The organism is Thiobacter sp. AK1 (assembly GCF_039822265.1).
In the GTDB taxonomy this organism is placed as follows: Bacteria; Pseudomonadota; Gammaproteobacteria; order Burkholderiales; family Thiobacteraceae; genus Thiobacter; species Thiobacter aerophilum.
On sequence record NZ_JBAJEX010000003.1, the window covers coordinates 74,342 to 87,974 of the forward strand.

Consider the following 13,633-nt stretch of genomic DNA (forward strand, 5'->3'; position numbering starts at 1 on the left):
CAATAGGGAGGTGGCAAGTATAAACCATCCCCACCCCGTTACCCTGCCCAATTTCGCCAATCTGGGTACTATCCTGCGCATCCTGGTGCTTGCCAACGTCATGGGCTTGGCAGCAGCCCTCGTCATTGCACCCAGCCTGACCCAGATCTGGCGCGCCTTGCAGGAGGTTTCCCTGCATCTGCAGCCGGTGGTGCTAGCGAGTCTCGGCCTCATGTCTCTCGTCAACCCCTGGCTTGCCCGCCTGCCCTATGTCTGGGGCGCAGCGCTGGTTGTGGCTGTGGTGACGGCCATCGCCGTGGGCCATGAGTTTCTGCTCGCGCATCTGTTCCAATGGGAGGTGAAAGGCGACACCGGCGGTGTAGTCGCCCTGAGTCTGCTGGCGAGCACCGCCATCCTGGGTTACTTCCACATGCGCGCTCGCATCCTTTCTCCGGCAGTGACAGAGGCGAGACTGCAAGCCCTGCAGGCGCGCATCCGGCCCCATTTCCTATTCAACAGCATCAACGCCGTGTTGAGCCTGGTGGGCAGCGATCCGCGGCGCGCGGAGCGGGCGCTTTTGGACATGGCCGATCTGTTTCGCGTGCTGATGGGCAACAACCGGGAATTGGTGACCCTGGAGAGCGAGCTCAACTTAAGCTGGCAATATCTGGAGCTGGAGCAGCTGCGTCTGGGCAACCGGCTGAAAGTGGTCTGGCACATCGACAAGATGCCCAAGGACGCCCTGGTGCCGCCGCTCATCTTGCAGCCCCTGCTGGAAAATGCCGTCTATCATGGGGTGGAGCCGGTGGCGGAACCCGGCGAGATCGTCGTCAACATCTACCGCCACCGGCACCAGGTGCATCTGGTCGTGAAGAATCCCTGCCCCACCACCGCTGGTCGTCATCATGCGGGCAACCGCATGGCGGTGCAGAATATCCGCGAGCGGCTGGCGCTGCACTTCGATGCCGAAGCCACCATGAAGGCGGAACGGCTGGGCGACACCTATCAGGTGCACATCATCCTTCCTTACACCCGGGCCAAGAATGAACCGAGAACCCTTGAGCGTGCTGATCGTGGATGACGAGGCACCGGCGCGGCTGCGTCTAAGCGATCTGCTGCACGACCTGGCCATGGAGCTGCCCGTCCGCATTGCGGGCGAGGCCAGCAACGGACGCGAAGCCCTCGATGCCGTGTGTGCGCTCAGGCCGGACGTGGTCCTGCTGGACATTCGCATGCCAGAGATAGATGGCATCGAAACCGCCGAGCATCTGCTTGAGCTGGAACATCCCCCGGCAGTGATTTTCACCACCGCCTATGACGATTACGCCGTGCGTGCCTTCGAGGTGAACGCCATCGACTACCTGCTCAAGCCGGTGCGCGCGGAAAGGCTGGCCGCAGCCCTCAACAAGGCCCAGGGCTTAAGCCGTCCGCGCTTGGAAGCAATTAAGCACGCGGCCGGTCACCCGCGCAGCCACCTGGCCATCACCGACCGGGGCCGCATTGTGCTGGTGCCTATCCACGAAGTGATCTACCTCAAGGCGGAGCTCAAGTACGTGACGGTACGCACTGCGGCTAAGGAATATCTGATCGAGGAATCCTTGAGCCGGCTTGAGCAGGAGTTCGGCGAGCGTTTCGTGCGCATCCACCGCAACTGCCTGGTAGCGCGCGCCCACGTGGCAGGTTTCAAGCGAGTCAAGGAGGGAGAAGGGGAGGGGGAACATGCCGGCAGCGGCTGGGTGGTCATGCTCAAAGGCATCCCGGAAACTCCGCCGGTATCACGCCGCCAGCAGCATGTGATCCGGGAATTCAAGAGCGGCCAGCGGGCAACCCATTGACCCGCTCGCCCCGCCACGTCGCCTACCTGCGAGCAGGGCAAGCCGCCGCGCTGCCGGGGTTTCGAGGTTTTGCCGCCACGAGGATCTGAATGCGAAGAAGCCGAAGCGCGCGAAGCGCTCTTTTGGCGAGTCCGCGCTGCGTGCGCGGCGCCATTGAAGATGGCCGCGGCAAGGTCCGCTTGGTTGTCTAGGGCCGCGCCTCAGTTGGCCGCGGTGCGCGCCTCGCCCCGCACCCGCGCCTGGGCGGCATGGATGGCCTCATCCAGCGGGCCGCCATAGAAATCGGGATTGGCGATGCCCACCAGGGGGAGCGCCACTTCCCGGCCGCGGGTATCGAGGAACTTGATCGTGGGCGTCATGCTGATCTGGTAGCGAGAGGCGAACTCGGCATGGGTGGTCACGCGGCCATCGAAATCGACTAGGCGCTGGGTGCTGCCCGCATCGATTTCCACCATCACCACCTTGTCGTCGTAGTCGGCATTGCGCGTGGTGGGAATGAGGAAACCGTCGCGCACCTGGGCGCAGTAATGACAGCCGGCCGAGCTGAACAGCACGAGAATGGCGGCGCGGCGGGCGGCGGCATCGCGCGCCACCTTGGTGAAATCGCGCGCCATGGGCAGCACGCCGCGCTCCACCGCTCCCGCCGGCGTCGCGGCAAGCCATGCTAGAATCGCCGCGAGCAAGGCCAGCTTGGGCGTTGCGAAATCGAACTTCGCGAATCGCAGTTCCCAGGTCTTCATTTCTGCTTGTCTCCGTTCCATGCCTGTTGCGTCAGGCCATTGTCGTCGTCATTTGGTTCCATTGGCCCCCGGGGAGAACACCATCAGCGAACTGATCATTGCCTCGCGCGAAAGCCAGCTTGCCCTGTGGCAGGCGCGCCACGTCCAGGCACAACTGGCCGCATTATACCCGGACTGGCAAGTATCCATCCTGGGCATGACCACCACCGGCGACCAGATCCTGGACGCGCCGCTGGCCAAGATCGGCGGCAAGGGCTTGTTCGTGAAAGAGCTGGAGGTGGCCATGGCCGAGGGCCGGGCCCACATCGCCGTGCATTCTATGAAGGACGTGCCCATGGTGCTGCCCGAGGGCTTCGCCCTGGCCGCCATCGGCCCGCGGGAAGACCCGCGGGATGCCTTCGTGTCAAATGACTATGCTCGGCTTTCCGAGCTGCCCGCAGGCGCGCGCGTGGGCACCTCCAGCTTGCGCCGCCAGGTCCAGCTCAAGGCGCGCTTCCCCCATCTGGTGATCGAACCGCTGCGAGGCAACGTCCAGACCCGGCTGCGCAAGCTGGACGAAGGCCAGTATGCTGCCATCATTCTGGCCGCCGCCGGCTTAAAGCGCCTGGGGCTCGCCCATCGCATCACCGCTGTGCTCACACCGGAGGAGAGTCTGCCCGCGGTGGGCCAGGGGGCGCTGGGCATCGAGTGCCTTGCCGCGCGCACGGATCTCATCGAGCGTCTCGAGGCCTTAAACGACCCGGCCAGCGCGGCCTGCGTACAAGCGGAGCGAGCCATGAGCCGCAGGCTTGCGGGCAGCTGCCAGACGCCCCTGGGCGGCTACGCCACTCTCAGCGGCGACACGCTTACTCTCACCGGTTTCGTGGCGGACTTGCAAGGGCAGCGCATGGTGCAAGATCGTCTCTTAGGCCCAGTTGCCGATGCCGAGCGCATTGGCGTGGCGCTCGCCGAGAACCTGCTTTCCCGCGGGGCCGACCGCATCCTCGCCGAGCTCGGGGTTCTGCCATGAACACGCAAGCCGGGCCCTTGGCAGGGTTGGGTATTCTGGTCACCCGCCCCGCTCACCAGGCCCAGCATCTGGCCGAGCGTATCCGCGCCGCGGGCGGCGAGCCCATCCTGTTTCCCGTGCTGGAAATCGTCGATGTGGCCGATCTCGCGCCCCTCAACGCCCTCATCGACCATCTGGACCAATTCGATCTCGCCATCTTCATCAGCCCCAATGCCGTGGCCAAGGCGATGAACCTGATCCTGGCGCGGCGCACCCTGCCCGCCAGCCTGGCCATTGCCGCAGTGGGGCAAGGCAGCGCCCGGGCGCTGAAAGAACGTGGGGTGCACGCGGTGATCGCGCCCACGGGCCGCTTCGACAGCGAGGCACTGCTGGAGCTTGCGCCCCTGAAGGCGGTGCAAGGTAAACGGGTGGTGATCTTCCGCGGCGAAGGCGGACGCGAGCATCTCGCCGAAGTGCTGGCAAGCCGCGGCGCCCGGGTGGAATACGCCGAGTGCTACCGCCGCGCGCGACCCCAAGGGGAGAGTGCGCGCCTGCTGCACCTCTGGGCGCGAGGGGCACTCCATGCCATCACGGTCACCAGCAGCGAGAGTCTGCACAACCTGTTCGAGTTGGTGGGCAAGCTGGGCCAGCAGTGGCTACGGGCGACCCCCCTGTTCGTGCCGCACGAGCGCATCGCGCAGGCGGCGCGCACGCTGGGACTTTCCCACGTGATCCTCACCCCACCTGGCGACGAAGGGCTTGTGGCCGGCCTCATCGCCTGGCGCCAGGGCCAATCCGCTAGAATATCCCAATGAGCGAGCATCCCATCACGCCCGCGGCGCCACCGTCCGTCCCTAGAAAGCACCTCATCACCGCCTCGCGCCTGCTAGCCGCGCTCGCACTGGCAACGGCGCTGGGCGTGTGGCTCTACACCACGCGCGAGATCCATGCGCTAGAGGCAGAGCTGGCACGCAAGCTATCAGCCATCGAGACGCGCAGCAACGAAAGCCGTGTCCTCGCGAGCCAGGCCCAGGAGTCCATGCGCGAGCTGCTGGTGAAGATCGGCGTGCTGGAGCAAAAGCTGCAGGAGTCCCGAGACCAGCAGCTCGCCCTGGAAACCCTCTACCAGGAGCTGGCGCGGGGACGCGATGAGGCCACTCTGGCCGAGATCGAGCAACTGGTGTACTTCGCCAGCCAGCAACTGCAACTGTCCGGCAACGTGAAGGCCGCGCTGATTGCCCTGCAGAATGCAGAGAGCCACTTAAGCCGCAGTGACAAACCCCAGTTCCACCGCCTGCGCCAAGTGATCGCGCGGGACGTGGAACGTCTGCGCACCTCTCCCAGCGTCGATGTGGCAGGACTCTCCCTACGCCTGTCCGAACTCACCGACACGGTGGATGAGTTGCCGCTGTTTCCCGCGCAGCCGGCGCTCGCGTCGGGGAAGCCGTCTGCCACAGCCGCGTCAAGCCCGAGCGGCCTGGCCTGGTGGAAGCGCTTCGCGGCCGAGGTGTGGTCCGACTTGACCCAACTCGTGCGCATCCAGGACACCGGCCGGGCCGAGCTGCCGCTCCTGCCGCCGGAGCAGGCGTACTACGCCCGTGAGAATCTCAAGCTGCGTCTGCTCATGGCGCGGCTCGCATTGGCCCAGCACGACGAGGCTTCCTACCGGCGCGATCTGAAGGCCGCCCAGACCTGGCTTGCCCGCTATTTCGACACCGACGACAAGCGGGTCAAGGCCGCGGCCGGGCTTTTGCGCCAGCTGGCGGAAAGCCCGGTGCGAGTGGATTTGCCCGACATCTCAGCCAGCGTGGCCGCGGTGCGGGATTTCCGGCTGGCAGCGGAGCGGGGAACCCGGTGAAGGCGCTCACTTGGTTTCTGGCCGTCGTCGCCGCGGCCATCGCCCTGGTGTTGGCCATCAAGACCAATGTCGGCTACGTGGTGGTGGTCTATCCGCCCTATCGCTTCGATTTCTCCCTCAACTTCTTGATCATTGCTCTCCTGGTGGGCTTCTTCGTGCTCTACGCCGTGGTGCGTCTGGCCGTGCATACCTGGCGTCTGCCCGCCTACGTGCGCCGCTTCCGGCGCGAACGGCGGCGGGAAAAGGGTCGGCGCGCCACCCTGGAGGCGGAACTGGCCTTCGCCGAAGGTCGCTGGGCCAAGGCCGAGCGGCTCGCGCAGCAGGCCATGGATCTGGGCGAAGCGGTGCTGCTCAATGCGCTGCTCGCTGCGCGCGCGGCCCACGCCCAGCGCAACTTCAAGGCGCGTGATGCCTATCTCGCCCGCGCTGAGAAGGCCAGTCCCGCTCAACCCACGGCCCGGCTCATGACCCAGGTGGAGTTGCTGCTGGATGCGCGCGACGTGCAGGCCGCCCTGCCCCTTTTGAACCAGCTCCAAGGCCTCGCCCCGAAACACATCGGCGTGCTGCGCCTCAACCTCAAGGCCCAGCAGCTCGCTCGCAACTGGGATCAGCTGCTCGCCGTTTTGGCACAACTGGAAAAACGCGAAGCCATCGAGCCGGTGCAGGCAGAGCAGCTACGCCTCAACGCGCACCTGGAAAACCTCAAGCGCAAGGCCCACAGCACCGAAGCCCTCGCCCAATACTGGGAACGCATGGCCCCCGAAGACCGTAGCCGCACCCAGCTCGCCGCGAGCGCAGCCCGACTGTTTCTGGCCCTGGGCGGCACCCGACAGGCGCGTGAGATCATCGAGCAGAGCCTGGAAAAACAATGGGACAGCGGACTGGCCGCACTCTACGGGGAATGCGCGGACCGGGACGTGCTCCGGCAAATCGAACAGGCGGAGAAATGGTTGCCCGCCCACCCCCAAGATCCCGCGCTTTTACTTACCTTGGGTCGCCTGTGCGCGCGCCAGGAATTGTGGGGCAAGGCCCGCTCCTACATCGAGGCCAGCCTCGCCGTGGAACCCACGCGGGAGGCCCACCTTGCCCTCGCCGAACTACTGGAACGTATGAACCAGCCGGACGAGGCCTGTCGCCATTACCGCGCCAGCCTCGCCCTGGAAAGCGCGCAAGCGCCACGGCTTACGTCCCATCGAGACTGACCAAGGCGTAGGCGACACGCTGCGCGCGGGGCCGCACGCCCACAAGGGAAATCCAGACCACGTCCTCACCGCGCCGCCGCTTCCTGGATTCCGGCTCGCCTGTGGCGCGCGGGATGCAGCAAGGGTTTCATCGGCGCCAAATAGGCGTTTGAGCACCGTTTATTGCTTCCTTGAAAAACGAAGGACGAGCGCAGGCGCGCTTTCTAGGGCTTCCCGCGGGCGCCCTCGCGCCGTTCAGGTCGTGGGCTGCGGCTGGCTGTCCTTGGCAGGAGTGAAGGCATCGGAATAGAACGCCTCCTCCGGCAAGCCCGCCGCCACCAGCACGCGATGGGCTTCGCTCACCATCTCCGGTGAACCACAGGCATAAACTTCGTAACTCTTGATGTCGGGATGATCGGCCAGGGCGCAGTCTTGGACGTGGCCCGTGCGTCCGTTCCATTGGTCTTCCGCCGTGGGCCGCGACAGCACCGGCACGAAGGTGAAGTTGGCCTGCGTCTGCGCCCATTGCTGGGGCAGGTCCAGCATGTAGAGATCGTCCCGGTGGCGACCACCCCAGTAAAGGGTGATGGGGCGCCTGATACCCACGTGGAAGGCATGTTCCAGCATGCTCTTGATGGGCGCGAAACCGGTGCCGGTGGCCAGCATGATGATGGGTTTATCGCTGTCTTCCCGCAGGAAGAACGTTCCCAACGGCCCTTCGAAGCGCAGGATGGTCTTTTCCTGCATGGTGGTGAAGACGTATTCGGTGAAGGCACCGCCCGGCACGTGGCGCACATGGAGTTGCAACAGGGCATCGTCATGGGGCGCATTGGCCAGCGAGAAACTGCGCCGCTTGCCATCCTTGAGCAGGATATCGATGTATTGGCCCGCCAGGAACTGCAGGCGCTCGCTGGCAGGGAGCTTGAGATAGAGCACCGCCACATCGTCGGAGACCCGCTCGATCTTCTGCACCCGGCAGGGAATGGTCTTGATCTGGATATCGCGCGCAGCGCTCACCTCGCGTGATTCGATCACCAGATCGGACAGCGGGCGCGCGCGGCAGAACAAGGCGAAACCGGCGGCTTTTTCCTCGTCGGTGAGCGCCGTGCTCTGGTAATCCCCATAATCCACTTGGCCCGAGAGAATCTTGCCCTTGCAGGAACCACAGGCCCCATTGCGACAGCCGTAGGGCAGGGTGAAGCCATGGCGTAGGGCGGATTCTAGGACGGTTTCCTGGTCTTCCGCCTCATAGCGATGGCCACTGGGCTGGATGGTGATGTAAAACGGCATGACGAATCCTCGAGAGCGGGAACAATCCCGGTATAATCCAGGCCCCTTCCTGGATGGTTGCAACATGAGACGGTTGTTGATCGTGGGGTGCGGCGACGTGGGCCTGCGCGCGGTGAAGCGGCTTTTGCCGGCGTTCCATGTCTATGCGCTCACGCGCGACCGGACGCGCGTGAGCGTTTTGCGGGCCATGGGCATCACGCCCATCGTCGGTGACCTGGACCGTCCCGAAACACTCACCAAACTCGCGGGCCTGGCCCACTGCGTGATGCACTTCGCGCCGCCGCAGAACGAAGGCGAGGTGGACCGACGCACACATCACCTGCTCGCCGCGCTGGACAGGGGCGTGATGTTACCACAGCGGCTGGTGTATATCAGCACGACCGGTGTGTATGGTCATTGCGAAGGCCAATGGGTGACCGAGACGCACCCCGTGCGGCCCACCACCGCCCGCGCCAAGCGTCGGCTGTCGGCAGAAACCCAGTTGCGGGAATGGGGAAAGCGCCAGGGCGTGACGGTGTCCATCCTGCGGGTGCCCGGGATCTATGCCCAGGATCGCCTACCTTTGAAGCGGCTGGAAGCGGGCCTGCCCACCCTGGTGCCGGAGGAGGATAGCTACACCAATCACATCCATGCTGACGATCTCGCACGCATTGCCGCCGCCGCCATCTTTCGCGGCCGGCCGGGACGCGTCTACAACGCGGTGGACGATTCCCACATCAAGATGGGGGACTGGTTCGACCTCCTCGCCCGCCGTCACAATTTGCCGCCGCCGCGCCGCATCACCCGTGCCGAGGCGCAGACGGTGCTGCCCGCCAACTTGCTGTCGTTTCTCAACGAGTCCCGTCGCGTCGCCAACCAGCGCCTCAAGCGCGAGCTCAAGGTGAGGCTCGTCTATCCGGACGTGGAAACAGGCACCCGCCCTGTGGCGTGATTCAGCGCCGACTTTGCATAGAGGGTGGGAAGGCGCGCCCATGAGCGAGGCGGTTTGCGAGACGGTTTATCGCCAGGTTGGGCGCCCGGCAAAGCGCGCGCGCAAAAGACCGCTCAAAGGCAGGCGCGGCCCGCATCTTGTTGGATAATCTGGGTTCAATCTTCGCGCCTGAACTGGCCTTCGATGACCTCGCGCGCCTGTCCCGGCGCGCGTGACTTGCCGCGCGGCCACAGCAACACCCCCAGCGCCAACAAGTCGGATACCAGGCCCGGGAAGGCCAGTAGGAATCCCGCCAGCATCACGCGCCCTGACGCAACCAAGGCCTGCAACGGATCGCGGCCTTCGACCAGGGCCGCGGCCAGCCGCCCGGCCAGTGCGAACTGCTCCTCGCGCAGGAGCATGAGGCCGGCCACGAAGCTGATGATCAACCACACAAGCAGCCACCAGCCGAGCTTTTGCGCCACGAGGACCATGACCAGCACCTCGATGGTGGGGAAACCCAGTAAAATGAGCGGGAGTATAAAAATGCGCATGGAGGATAAGAATGGAGGCGGTGCTGGTGATTTCGAATCTGCCCGATCAGGACAGCGCGCAGGCGCTGGCACAAGAAGCGGTCACGGCGCGGCTTGCGGCCTGCGTGAACGTTCTGGCGCCCTGCAGCTCAGTCTATCGGTGGCAGGGTAAGCTGGAAAGGGCGATCGAAGTGCCAGTCTTGTTCAAAACGTCCAAGCAGCGCTACCCCGAGCTGGAAGCCTTCATCCGCGCCCGCCACCCTTACGAACTTCCGGAAATCGTAGCAGTCCCAATCGAGACTGGCCTGCCCGCCTATCTGCATTGGCTGGCGCTCGAGATCACCCCTAAACCCCTACAATAACAGCGAACGGAAACTTGCGATGAGATTCTTTGCCGCCCTTGCCCTGTTGGTGTCCTTGGTCGCTAATGCCGCAGAAGATGGCGAGCTATTGGAACCAGAAAAGGCTTTCGCCTTTTCCGCACGTGCGTTGGATGCCGCCACGCTGGAAATCCGCTACCGCATCGCCGAGGGTTATTACCTCTACCGCGACAAGTTCCGCTTCGAGGTGGAGCCCAAATCCATCGCCCTGGGCACGCCCCAGTTGCCGCCAGGCAAGGTGAAGCAGGACGAGTTTTTCGGTCGCGTCGAGACCTATCGCGGCACGCTTACCTTCAAGCTGCCGCTGGTGCGGCCGGCGCCGGGCCAGACCCTGACGCTCAAGAGTATCTCCCAGGGGTGCGCCGACGTGGGCGTGTGCTATCCGCCCCTCGCCCAGACGATCAAGCTCACCCTGCCTGATACAACGCCCAGGGCGGTGGGCGGCCTTGCCGCGCTGAAGGATCTGGGAACCGAGCTGGGTGGCGAGTCCGACCTGCTGCCGCCGGATCAGGCCTTCAAGGTATCGGCGGTAGTGCGGGATGCCCGCGCCGCGGAGGTGATCCTGGAGCCCGCGCCCGGCTATTACCTCTACCGCGACAAGCTCAAGTTCAAGGTGGTGGAAGGGCCGGCCAGCGTGACCGAGGTCATGCTACCCAAGGGCGAGCAGAAAGACGACCCCAACTTCGGCAAGACTGAGGTATATCACCAGCGGGTGGTGGCAGAGCTGCGTCTGGCCCGAAGCCGGGAGGGCGCAGCCCGCATCGTGCTGGAAGTCGGCTGGCAGGGCTGCGCCGACAAGGGCGTGTGCTACCTGCCCGCCAGCCGTCGTTTTCCCCTCAACCTTCCGGCCGTCGCCGCCGCTCAGCCTGGGGCCGCTTCCCCGGCCCCCGCGCCCGAGGCCACACCGCCCGCGTCCCCGGCGGAGGCGACGCAGCCCATCCGCGCGGCTCAAACCTCCCCCCAACCGTCCCCCAAGGGCGCGACTCAGCCCGAGGACGAATCTTCGACCATCGCCCGCTTATTCCAGGGGGGCAGCTTTTGGCTGATCATCGCCAGCTTCTTCGGCTTCGGACTGCTGCTGGCGCTTACGCCCTGCGTTTTCCCGATGATCCCCATCCTGTCCGGCATCATTGTCGGCCAGGGCAAGCAGCTCACCAAGATGCAGGGTTTCGTGCTGTCTCTGGCCTACGTCCTGGGCATGGCGGTGACCTATGCCATCGCCGGTGTGGTGGCCGGACTATCGGGCGCGTTGATCTCCTCGGCGCTGCAAAATCCCTGGGTGTTGGGCGCCTTCGCGCTGATCTTTGTGGCCCTGGCCTTGTCCATGTTCGGCTTCTACGAGCTACAGATGCCCAACTTCATCCAGAGCCGTTTCACCGAGAAGGCCAACCAGATCAAAGGGGGCAACCTCACCGGCGTATTCGTCATGGGCGTGCTGTCGGCGGTGATCGTGGGGCCCTGTGTGGCCGCCCCGCTGGCCGGCGCGCTCCTCTATATCGGTCAGACCCGCGACGTCTGGCTAGGCGGCTTCGCCCTGTTCGCCATGGCCCTGGGGATGGGCGTGCCGCTGCTGCTGGTGGGCGTGGCCGGCGGCGCGCTACTACCCCGGGCCGGCGCCTGGATGAACGCGGTCAAGGCCTTCTTCGGTGTGATGCTGCTAGGCGTCGCGATCTGGCTTGTCTCGCCGGTGATTCCCGCCTGGCTAAACATGCTGCTTTGGGCGGCGTTGTTGATCGTCTCCGCCATCTATCTAAATGCCCTCGACCCGCTGCCAGCGGGGGCCCCGGGTTTCCGCAAATTCTGGAAGGGCGTGGGGGTGATTGCGCTGCTGGTGGGCACCTCGCTGTTGATCGGCGCCCTGTCCGGCAGCCGCGATATCCTGCAGCCCCTGGCGGGCCTGCGCGCGGCGCCTGCGGCGGCCAGCGAAGCCACCGGCCTCAAGTTCGAGAAGGTGGCCGCGAAAGATTTCGACACGCGGCTCGCCGCCGCGCGCGGCACACCGGTGATGGTGGACTTCTACGCGGACTGGTGCGTTTCCTGCAAGGAAATGGAACGTTTCACCTTCAGCGATCCGCGGGTGGTGGCGCGCCTTGCGGGCGTGACCCTGCTTAAGATCGACGTGACCCAAAACGACGAAGCAGACAAGGAACTGCTCAAACGCTTCAACCTGTTCGGCCCACCCGGCATCATCTTCCTCGATGGCGAAGGCAAGGAACGCTACCGGGTGGTGGGCTATCAGCCGCCCGAGAAATTCCTGAAAAGCATCGACGCCGCGCTGAAGTGACACCATGGGTGGGCGGGCACAATGGCTGCTGATCGGGGTGGTCGCCCTCGCCGCCCTCGGCCTGGGGCTGTGGGTGGGCGAGCGCCACAGCCGTCCCGAGCCGCCCAATGGCATGACGCCGGAGCGCCTCTACGCCCTGACCTTTGCCGATCTGGAAGGCCGACCCCAGGCGCTTGGCCGCTGGCACGGCCAGGTGGTGGTGCTCAACTTCTGGGCCACCTGGTGCCCCCCCTGCCGCGCCGAAATGCCGGAATTCGTCCGGGTACAGCAACGCTATGGCGCGCGCGGCTTCAGCTTCGTGGGCATCGCCCTGGACGAGCCGGCGGCCGTGCAAGCCTTCGCACGGGAGCTTGGCATCAACTATCCCCTGCTGATCGGCGGCGCCCAAGGGGCGACACTCGCCCGCAGCCTGGGCAGCCGGGGGGCGCTGCCCTTCAGCGTCATCCTGGACCGGCAAGGACGCATCGTCGCCACCCGTCTGGGTACGCTTAGCGAATCCGAGCTCCATCAGCTCTTGCCCCCTATACTGTAAAGGGGCGCGCTGACCGCATGCTTGCGTCATCTTCGCCGAAGATATGGACAAATTCGCCCCAATTGCGGCAAACTTGCGCCCATGAAAAAGAAAGCCCCCGCCGCGCAGGCGGCCAGCTCGGGGAGCCAGGGCCGGCCCGCCGGCCCCAACAAGAAAAACATCCTGGTTCTCCATGGGCCGAACCTCAACCTCCTGGGCAGCCGCGAGCCGGAGCACTATGGGCGCGTCACGCTAGCGCAGATCGATGAACGACTGAAACGGCTGGCGCAAGCTGCCGGGGCGCGGCTTCAGACCTTCCAGAGCAATGGGGAGGCCGCGTTGATCGAGCGCATCCACGCGGCCCGCGACGAAGGGGTGGATTTCATCCTGATCAACCCGGCGGCCTTCACCCACACCAGCATCGCCCTGCGGGATGCCCTCACCGGCGTGGGCATTCCCTTCATCGAGGTGCATCTTTCCAACGTGTTCGCGCGGGAGCCCTTCCGCCATCACTCCTACCTCTCGGACCGGGCGGTGGGCGTCATCAGCGGTCTCGGGGCGCTTGGCTACGAGCTGGCCCTCACCTACGCGCTAAACAATTGAGGAAGCCATCGTCATGGATTTGCGCAAGCTCAAAAAGCTGATCGACCTCGTCCAGGAATCCGGCATCGCCGAGCTGGAGATCACGGAGGGCGAGGAAAAAGTCCGCATCACCCGTACCCAGGCAGGCGGCCAGGTCACCTACGCGGCACCCCCATTGCAGCACGTACTGGCCGCACCGACACCGGCTCCCCAGGCGACCCCCGCTGCGGCGGCGGAACCGCCTGTGCCGGAAGGCCACGTGGTGAAATCGCCCATGGTGGGCACCTTCTACCGCGCGCCCTCGCCGGGCGCCAAACCCTTCGTGGAAGTGGGCCAGACGGTGAACGCGGGCGATACCCTGTGCATCATCGAAGCCATGAAGCTGTTGAACGAAATCGAGGCCGACATCGGTGGCGTGATCAAAGCCATCCTGGTGGAGAACGGCCAGCCCGTCGAGTACGGCGAGCCGCTGTTCATCATCGGTTGAGACGCCGGCCAGACAAGACGACACGGGACATGGCGTCGAGGCGGCGATGGTCTTTCCCCACGCCCCAACGGCCTT

At 65.1% G+C, this 13,633-nt stretch carries 15 protein-coding genes; 12 read left to right on the plus strand and 3 right to left on the minus strand.

Annotation, left to right across the window (positions count from 1 at the left end; genetic code table 11):
* Nucleotides 1–10 precede the first annotated feature (10 nt).
* Together V6E02_RS05305 and V6E02_RS05310 are read left to right on the plus strand one after the other, a co-directional pair.
* The gene (locus V6E02_RS05305) at nt 11–1,060 is read left to right on the plus strand and encodes a sensor histidine kinase (RefSeq protein WP_347307734.1); all 1,050 of its coding nucleotides are present in this window, start codon (nt 11–13) and stop codon (nt 1,058–1,060) included.
* Nucleotides 1,044–1,814, plus strand: coding sequence for a LytR/AlgR family response regulator transcription factor (locus V6E02_RS05310; protein ID WP_347307920.1), 771 nt, complete (start codon nt 1,044–1,046; stop codon nt 1,812–1,814). The genes V6E02_RS05305 and V6E02_RS05310 overlap by 17 nt, the downstream gene beginning before the upstream one ends.
* A 200-nt stretch (nt 1,815–2,014) precedes the next feature.
* Here the strand turns inward: V6E02_RS05310 and V6E02_RS05315 are convergent, their stop codons facing one another.
* Nucleotides 2,015–2,575, minus strand: coding sequence for a thioredoxin family protein (locus V6E02_RS05315; RefSeq protein ID WP_347307735.1), 561 nt, complete (start codon nt 2,573–2,575; stop codon nt 2,015–2,017).
* Here V6E02_RS05315 and hemC point away from each other — a divergent pair.
* The 4 genes from hemC to V6E02_RS05335 are packed head-to-tail and all read left to right on the plus strand — an operon-like array spanning nt 2,574 to nt 6,602.
* Entirely contained in the window at nt 2,574–3,563 is a 990-nt protein-coding gene (gene hemC, locus V6E02_RS05320; RefSeq protein ID WP_430626775.1) for a hydroxymethylbilane synthase, read from the plus strand. The genes V6E02_RS05315 and hemC overlap by 2 nt on opposite strands.
* On the plus strand, nt 3,560–4,357 hold the full coding sequence (locus V6E02_RS05325; protein ID WP_347307737.1) for a uroporphyrinogen-III synthase: 798 nt from the start codon (nt 3,560–3,562) through the stop codon (nt 4,355–4,357). The genes hemC and V6E02_RS05325 overlap by 4 nt, the downstream gene beginning before the upstream one ends.
* Nucleotides 4,354–5,400, plus strand: coding sequence for a uroporphyrinogen-III C-methyltransferase (locus V6E02_RS05330; protein WP_347307738.1), 1,047 nt, complete (start codon nt 4,354–4,356; stop codon nt 5,398–5,400). The genes V6E02_RS05325 and V6E02_RS05330 overlap by 4 nt, the downstream gene beginning before the upstream one ends.
* Nucleotides 5,397–6,602: a heme biosynthesis HemY N-terminal domain-containing protein gene (locus V6E02_RS05335; RefSeq protein ID WP_347307739.1), complete on the plus strand. Its 1,206-nt coding sequence runs from the start codon at nt 5,397–5,399 to the stop codon at nt 6,600–6,602. Before V6E02_RS05330 ends, V6E02_RS05335 begins: the two co-directional genes overlap by 4 nt.
* Before the next feature lie 234 nt (nt 6,603–6,836).
* On the opposite strand, the gene V6E02_RS05340 is transcribed toward V6E02_RS05335, so the two are convergent.
* On the minus strand, nt 6,837–7,871 hold the full coding sequence (locus V6E02_RS05340) for a CDP-6-deoxy-delta-3,4-glucoseen reductase (RefSeq protein ID WP_347307740.1): 1,035 nt from the start codon (nt 7,869–7,871) through the stop codon (nt 6,837–6,839).
* 64 nt (nt 7,872–7,935) lie between these two features.
* Between V6E02_RS05340 and V6E02_RS05345 the strand changes: the two genes are divergently transcribed.
* Entirely contained in the window at nt 7,936–8,802 is an 867-nt protein-coding gene (locus V6E02_RS05345) for an SDR family oxidoreductase (RefSeq protein WP_347307741.1), read from the plus strand.
* 155 nt (nt 8,803–8,957) lie between these two features.
* Here the strand turns inward: V6E02_RS05345 and V6E02_RS05350 are convergent, their stop codons facing one another.
* Nucleotides 8,958–9,335 (minus strand): FxsA family protein, encoded by a 378-nt coding sequence (locus V6E02_RS05350; RefSeq protein ID WP_347307742.1) that lies wholly within the window; start codon nt 9,333–9,335, stop codon nt 8,958–8,960.
* 11 nt (nt 9,336–9,346) lie between these two features.
* Here V6E02_RS05350 and cutA point away from each other — a divergent pair, with 11 nt between their 5' ends.
* The 5 genes from cutA (at nt 9,347) to accB (ending at nt 13,558) form a co-directional block, all read left to right on the plus strand.
* Nucleotides 9,347–9,676: a divalent-cation tolerance protein CutA gene (cutA, locus tag V6E02_RS05355; protein ID WP_347307743.1), complete on the plus strand. Its 330-nt coding sequence runs from the start codon at nt 9,347–9,349 to the stop codon at nt 9,674–9,676.
* A 19-nt stretch (nt 9,677–9,695) separates the two neighbouring features.
* Complete coding sequence (locus V6E02_RS05360; protein ID WP_347307744.1) at nt 9,696–11,978, plus strand: protein-disulfide reductase DsbD; 2,283 nt, start codon at nt 9,696–9,698, stop codon at nt 11,976–11,978.
* Between the two features lie 4 nt (nt 11,979–11,982).
* On the plus strand, nt 11,983–12,510 hold the full coding sequence (locus tag V6E02_RS05365) for a TlpA family protein disulfide reductase (protein WP_347307745.1): 528 nt from the start codon (nt 11,983–11,985) through the stop codon (nt 12,508–12,510).
* Nucleotides 12,511–12,669: 159 nt separating this feature from the next.
* On the plus strand, nt 12,670–13,092 hold the full coding sequence (aroQ, locus tag V6E02_RS05370) for a type II 3-dehydroquinate dehydratase (RefSeq protein ID WP_347307921.1): 423 nt from the start codon (nt 12,670–12,672) through the stop codon (nt 13,090–13,092).
* 13 nt (nt 13,093–13,105) lie between these two features.
* Complete coding sequence (accB, locus tag V6E02_RS05375; protein ID WP_347307746.1) at nt 13,106–13,558, plus strand: acetyl-CoA carboxylase biotin carboxyl carrier protein; 453 nt, start codon at nt 13,106–13,108, stop codon at nt 13,556–13,558.
* Nucleotides 13,559–13,633 lie beyond the last annotated feature (75 nt).

What these genes read in the sequence shown, in the direction of transcription:
- V6E02_RS05360 (WP_347307744.1), top strand. Translation starts at nt 9,696, where the DNA reads ATGAGATTCTTTGCCGCCCTTGCCCTGTTGGTGTCCTTGGTCGCTAAT.
- V6E02_RS05365 (WP_347307745.1), top strand. Translation starts at nt 11,983, where the DNA reads ATGGGTGGGCGGGCACAATGGCTGCTGATCGGGGTGGTCGCCCTCGCC.
- accB (WP_347307746.1), top strand. Translation starts at nt 13,106, where the DNA reads ATGGATTTGCGCAAGCTCAAAAAGCTGATCGACCTCGTCCAGGAATCC.
- V6E02_RS05340 (WP_347307740.1), bottom strand. Translation starts at nt 7,871, where the DNA reads ATGCCGTTTTACATCACCATCCAGCCCAGTGGCCATCGCTATGAGGCG.
- V6E02_RS05325 (WP_347307737.1), top strand. Translation starts at nt 3,560, where the DNA reads ATGAACACGCAAGCCGGGCCCTTGGCAGGGTTGGGTATTCTGGTCACC.
- V6E02_RS05350 (WP_347307742.1), bottom strand. Translation starts at nt 9,335, where the DNA reads ATGCGCATTTTTATACTCCCGCTCATTTTACTGGGTTTCCCCACCATC.
- V6E02_RS05330 (WP_347307738.1), top strand. Translation starts at nt 4,354, where the DNA reads ATGAGCGAGCATCCCATCACGCCCGCGGCGCCACCGTCCGTCCCTAGA.
- hemC (WP_430626775.1), top strand. Translation starts at nt 2,574, where the DNA reads ATGCCTGTTGCGTCAGGCCATTGTCGTCGTCATTTGGTTCCATTGGCC.
- V6E02_RS05345 (WP_347307741.1), top strand. Translation starts at nt 7,936, where the DNA reads ATGAGACGGTTGTTGATCGTGGGGTGCGGCGACGTGGGCCTGCGCGCG.
- cutA (WP_347307743.1), top strand. Translation starts at nt 9,347, where the DNA reads ATGGAGGCGGTGCTGGTGATTTCGAATCTGCCCGATCAGGACAGCGCG.
- V6E02_RS05315 (WP_347307735.1), bottom strand. Translation starts at nt 2,575, where the DNA reads ATGGAACGGAGACAAGCAGAAATGAAGACCTGGGAACTGCGATTCGCG.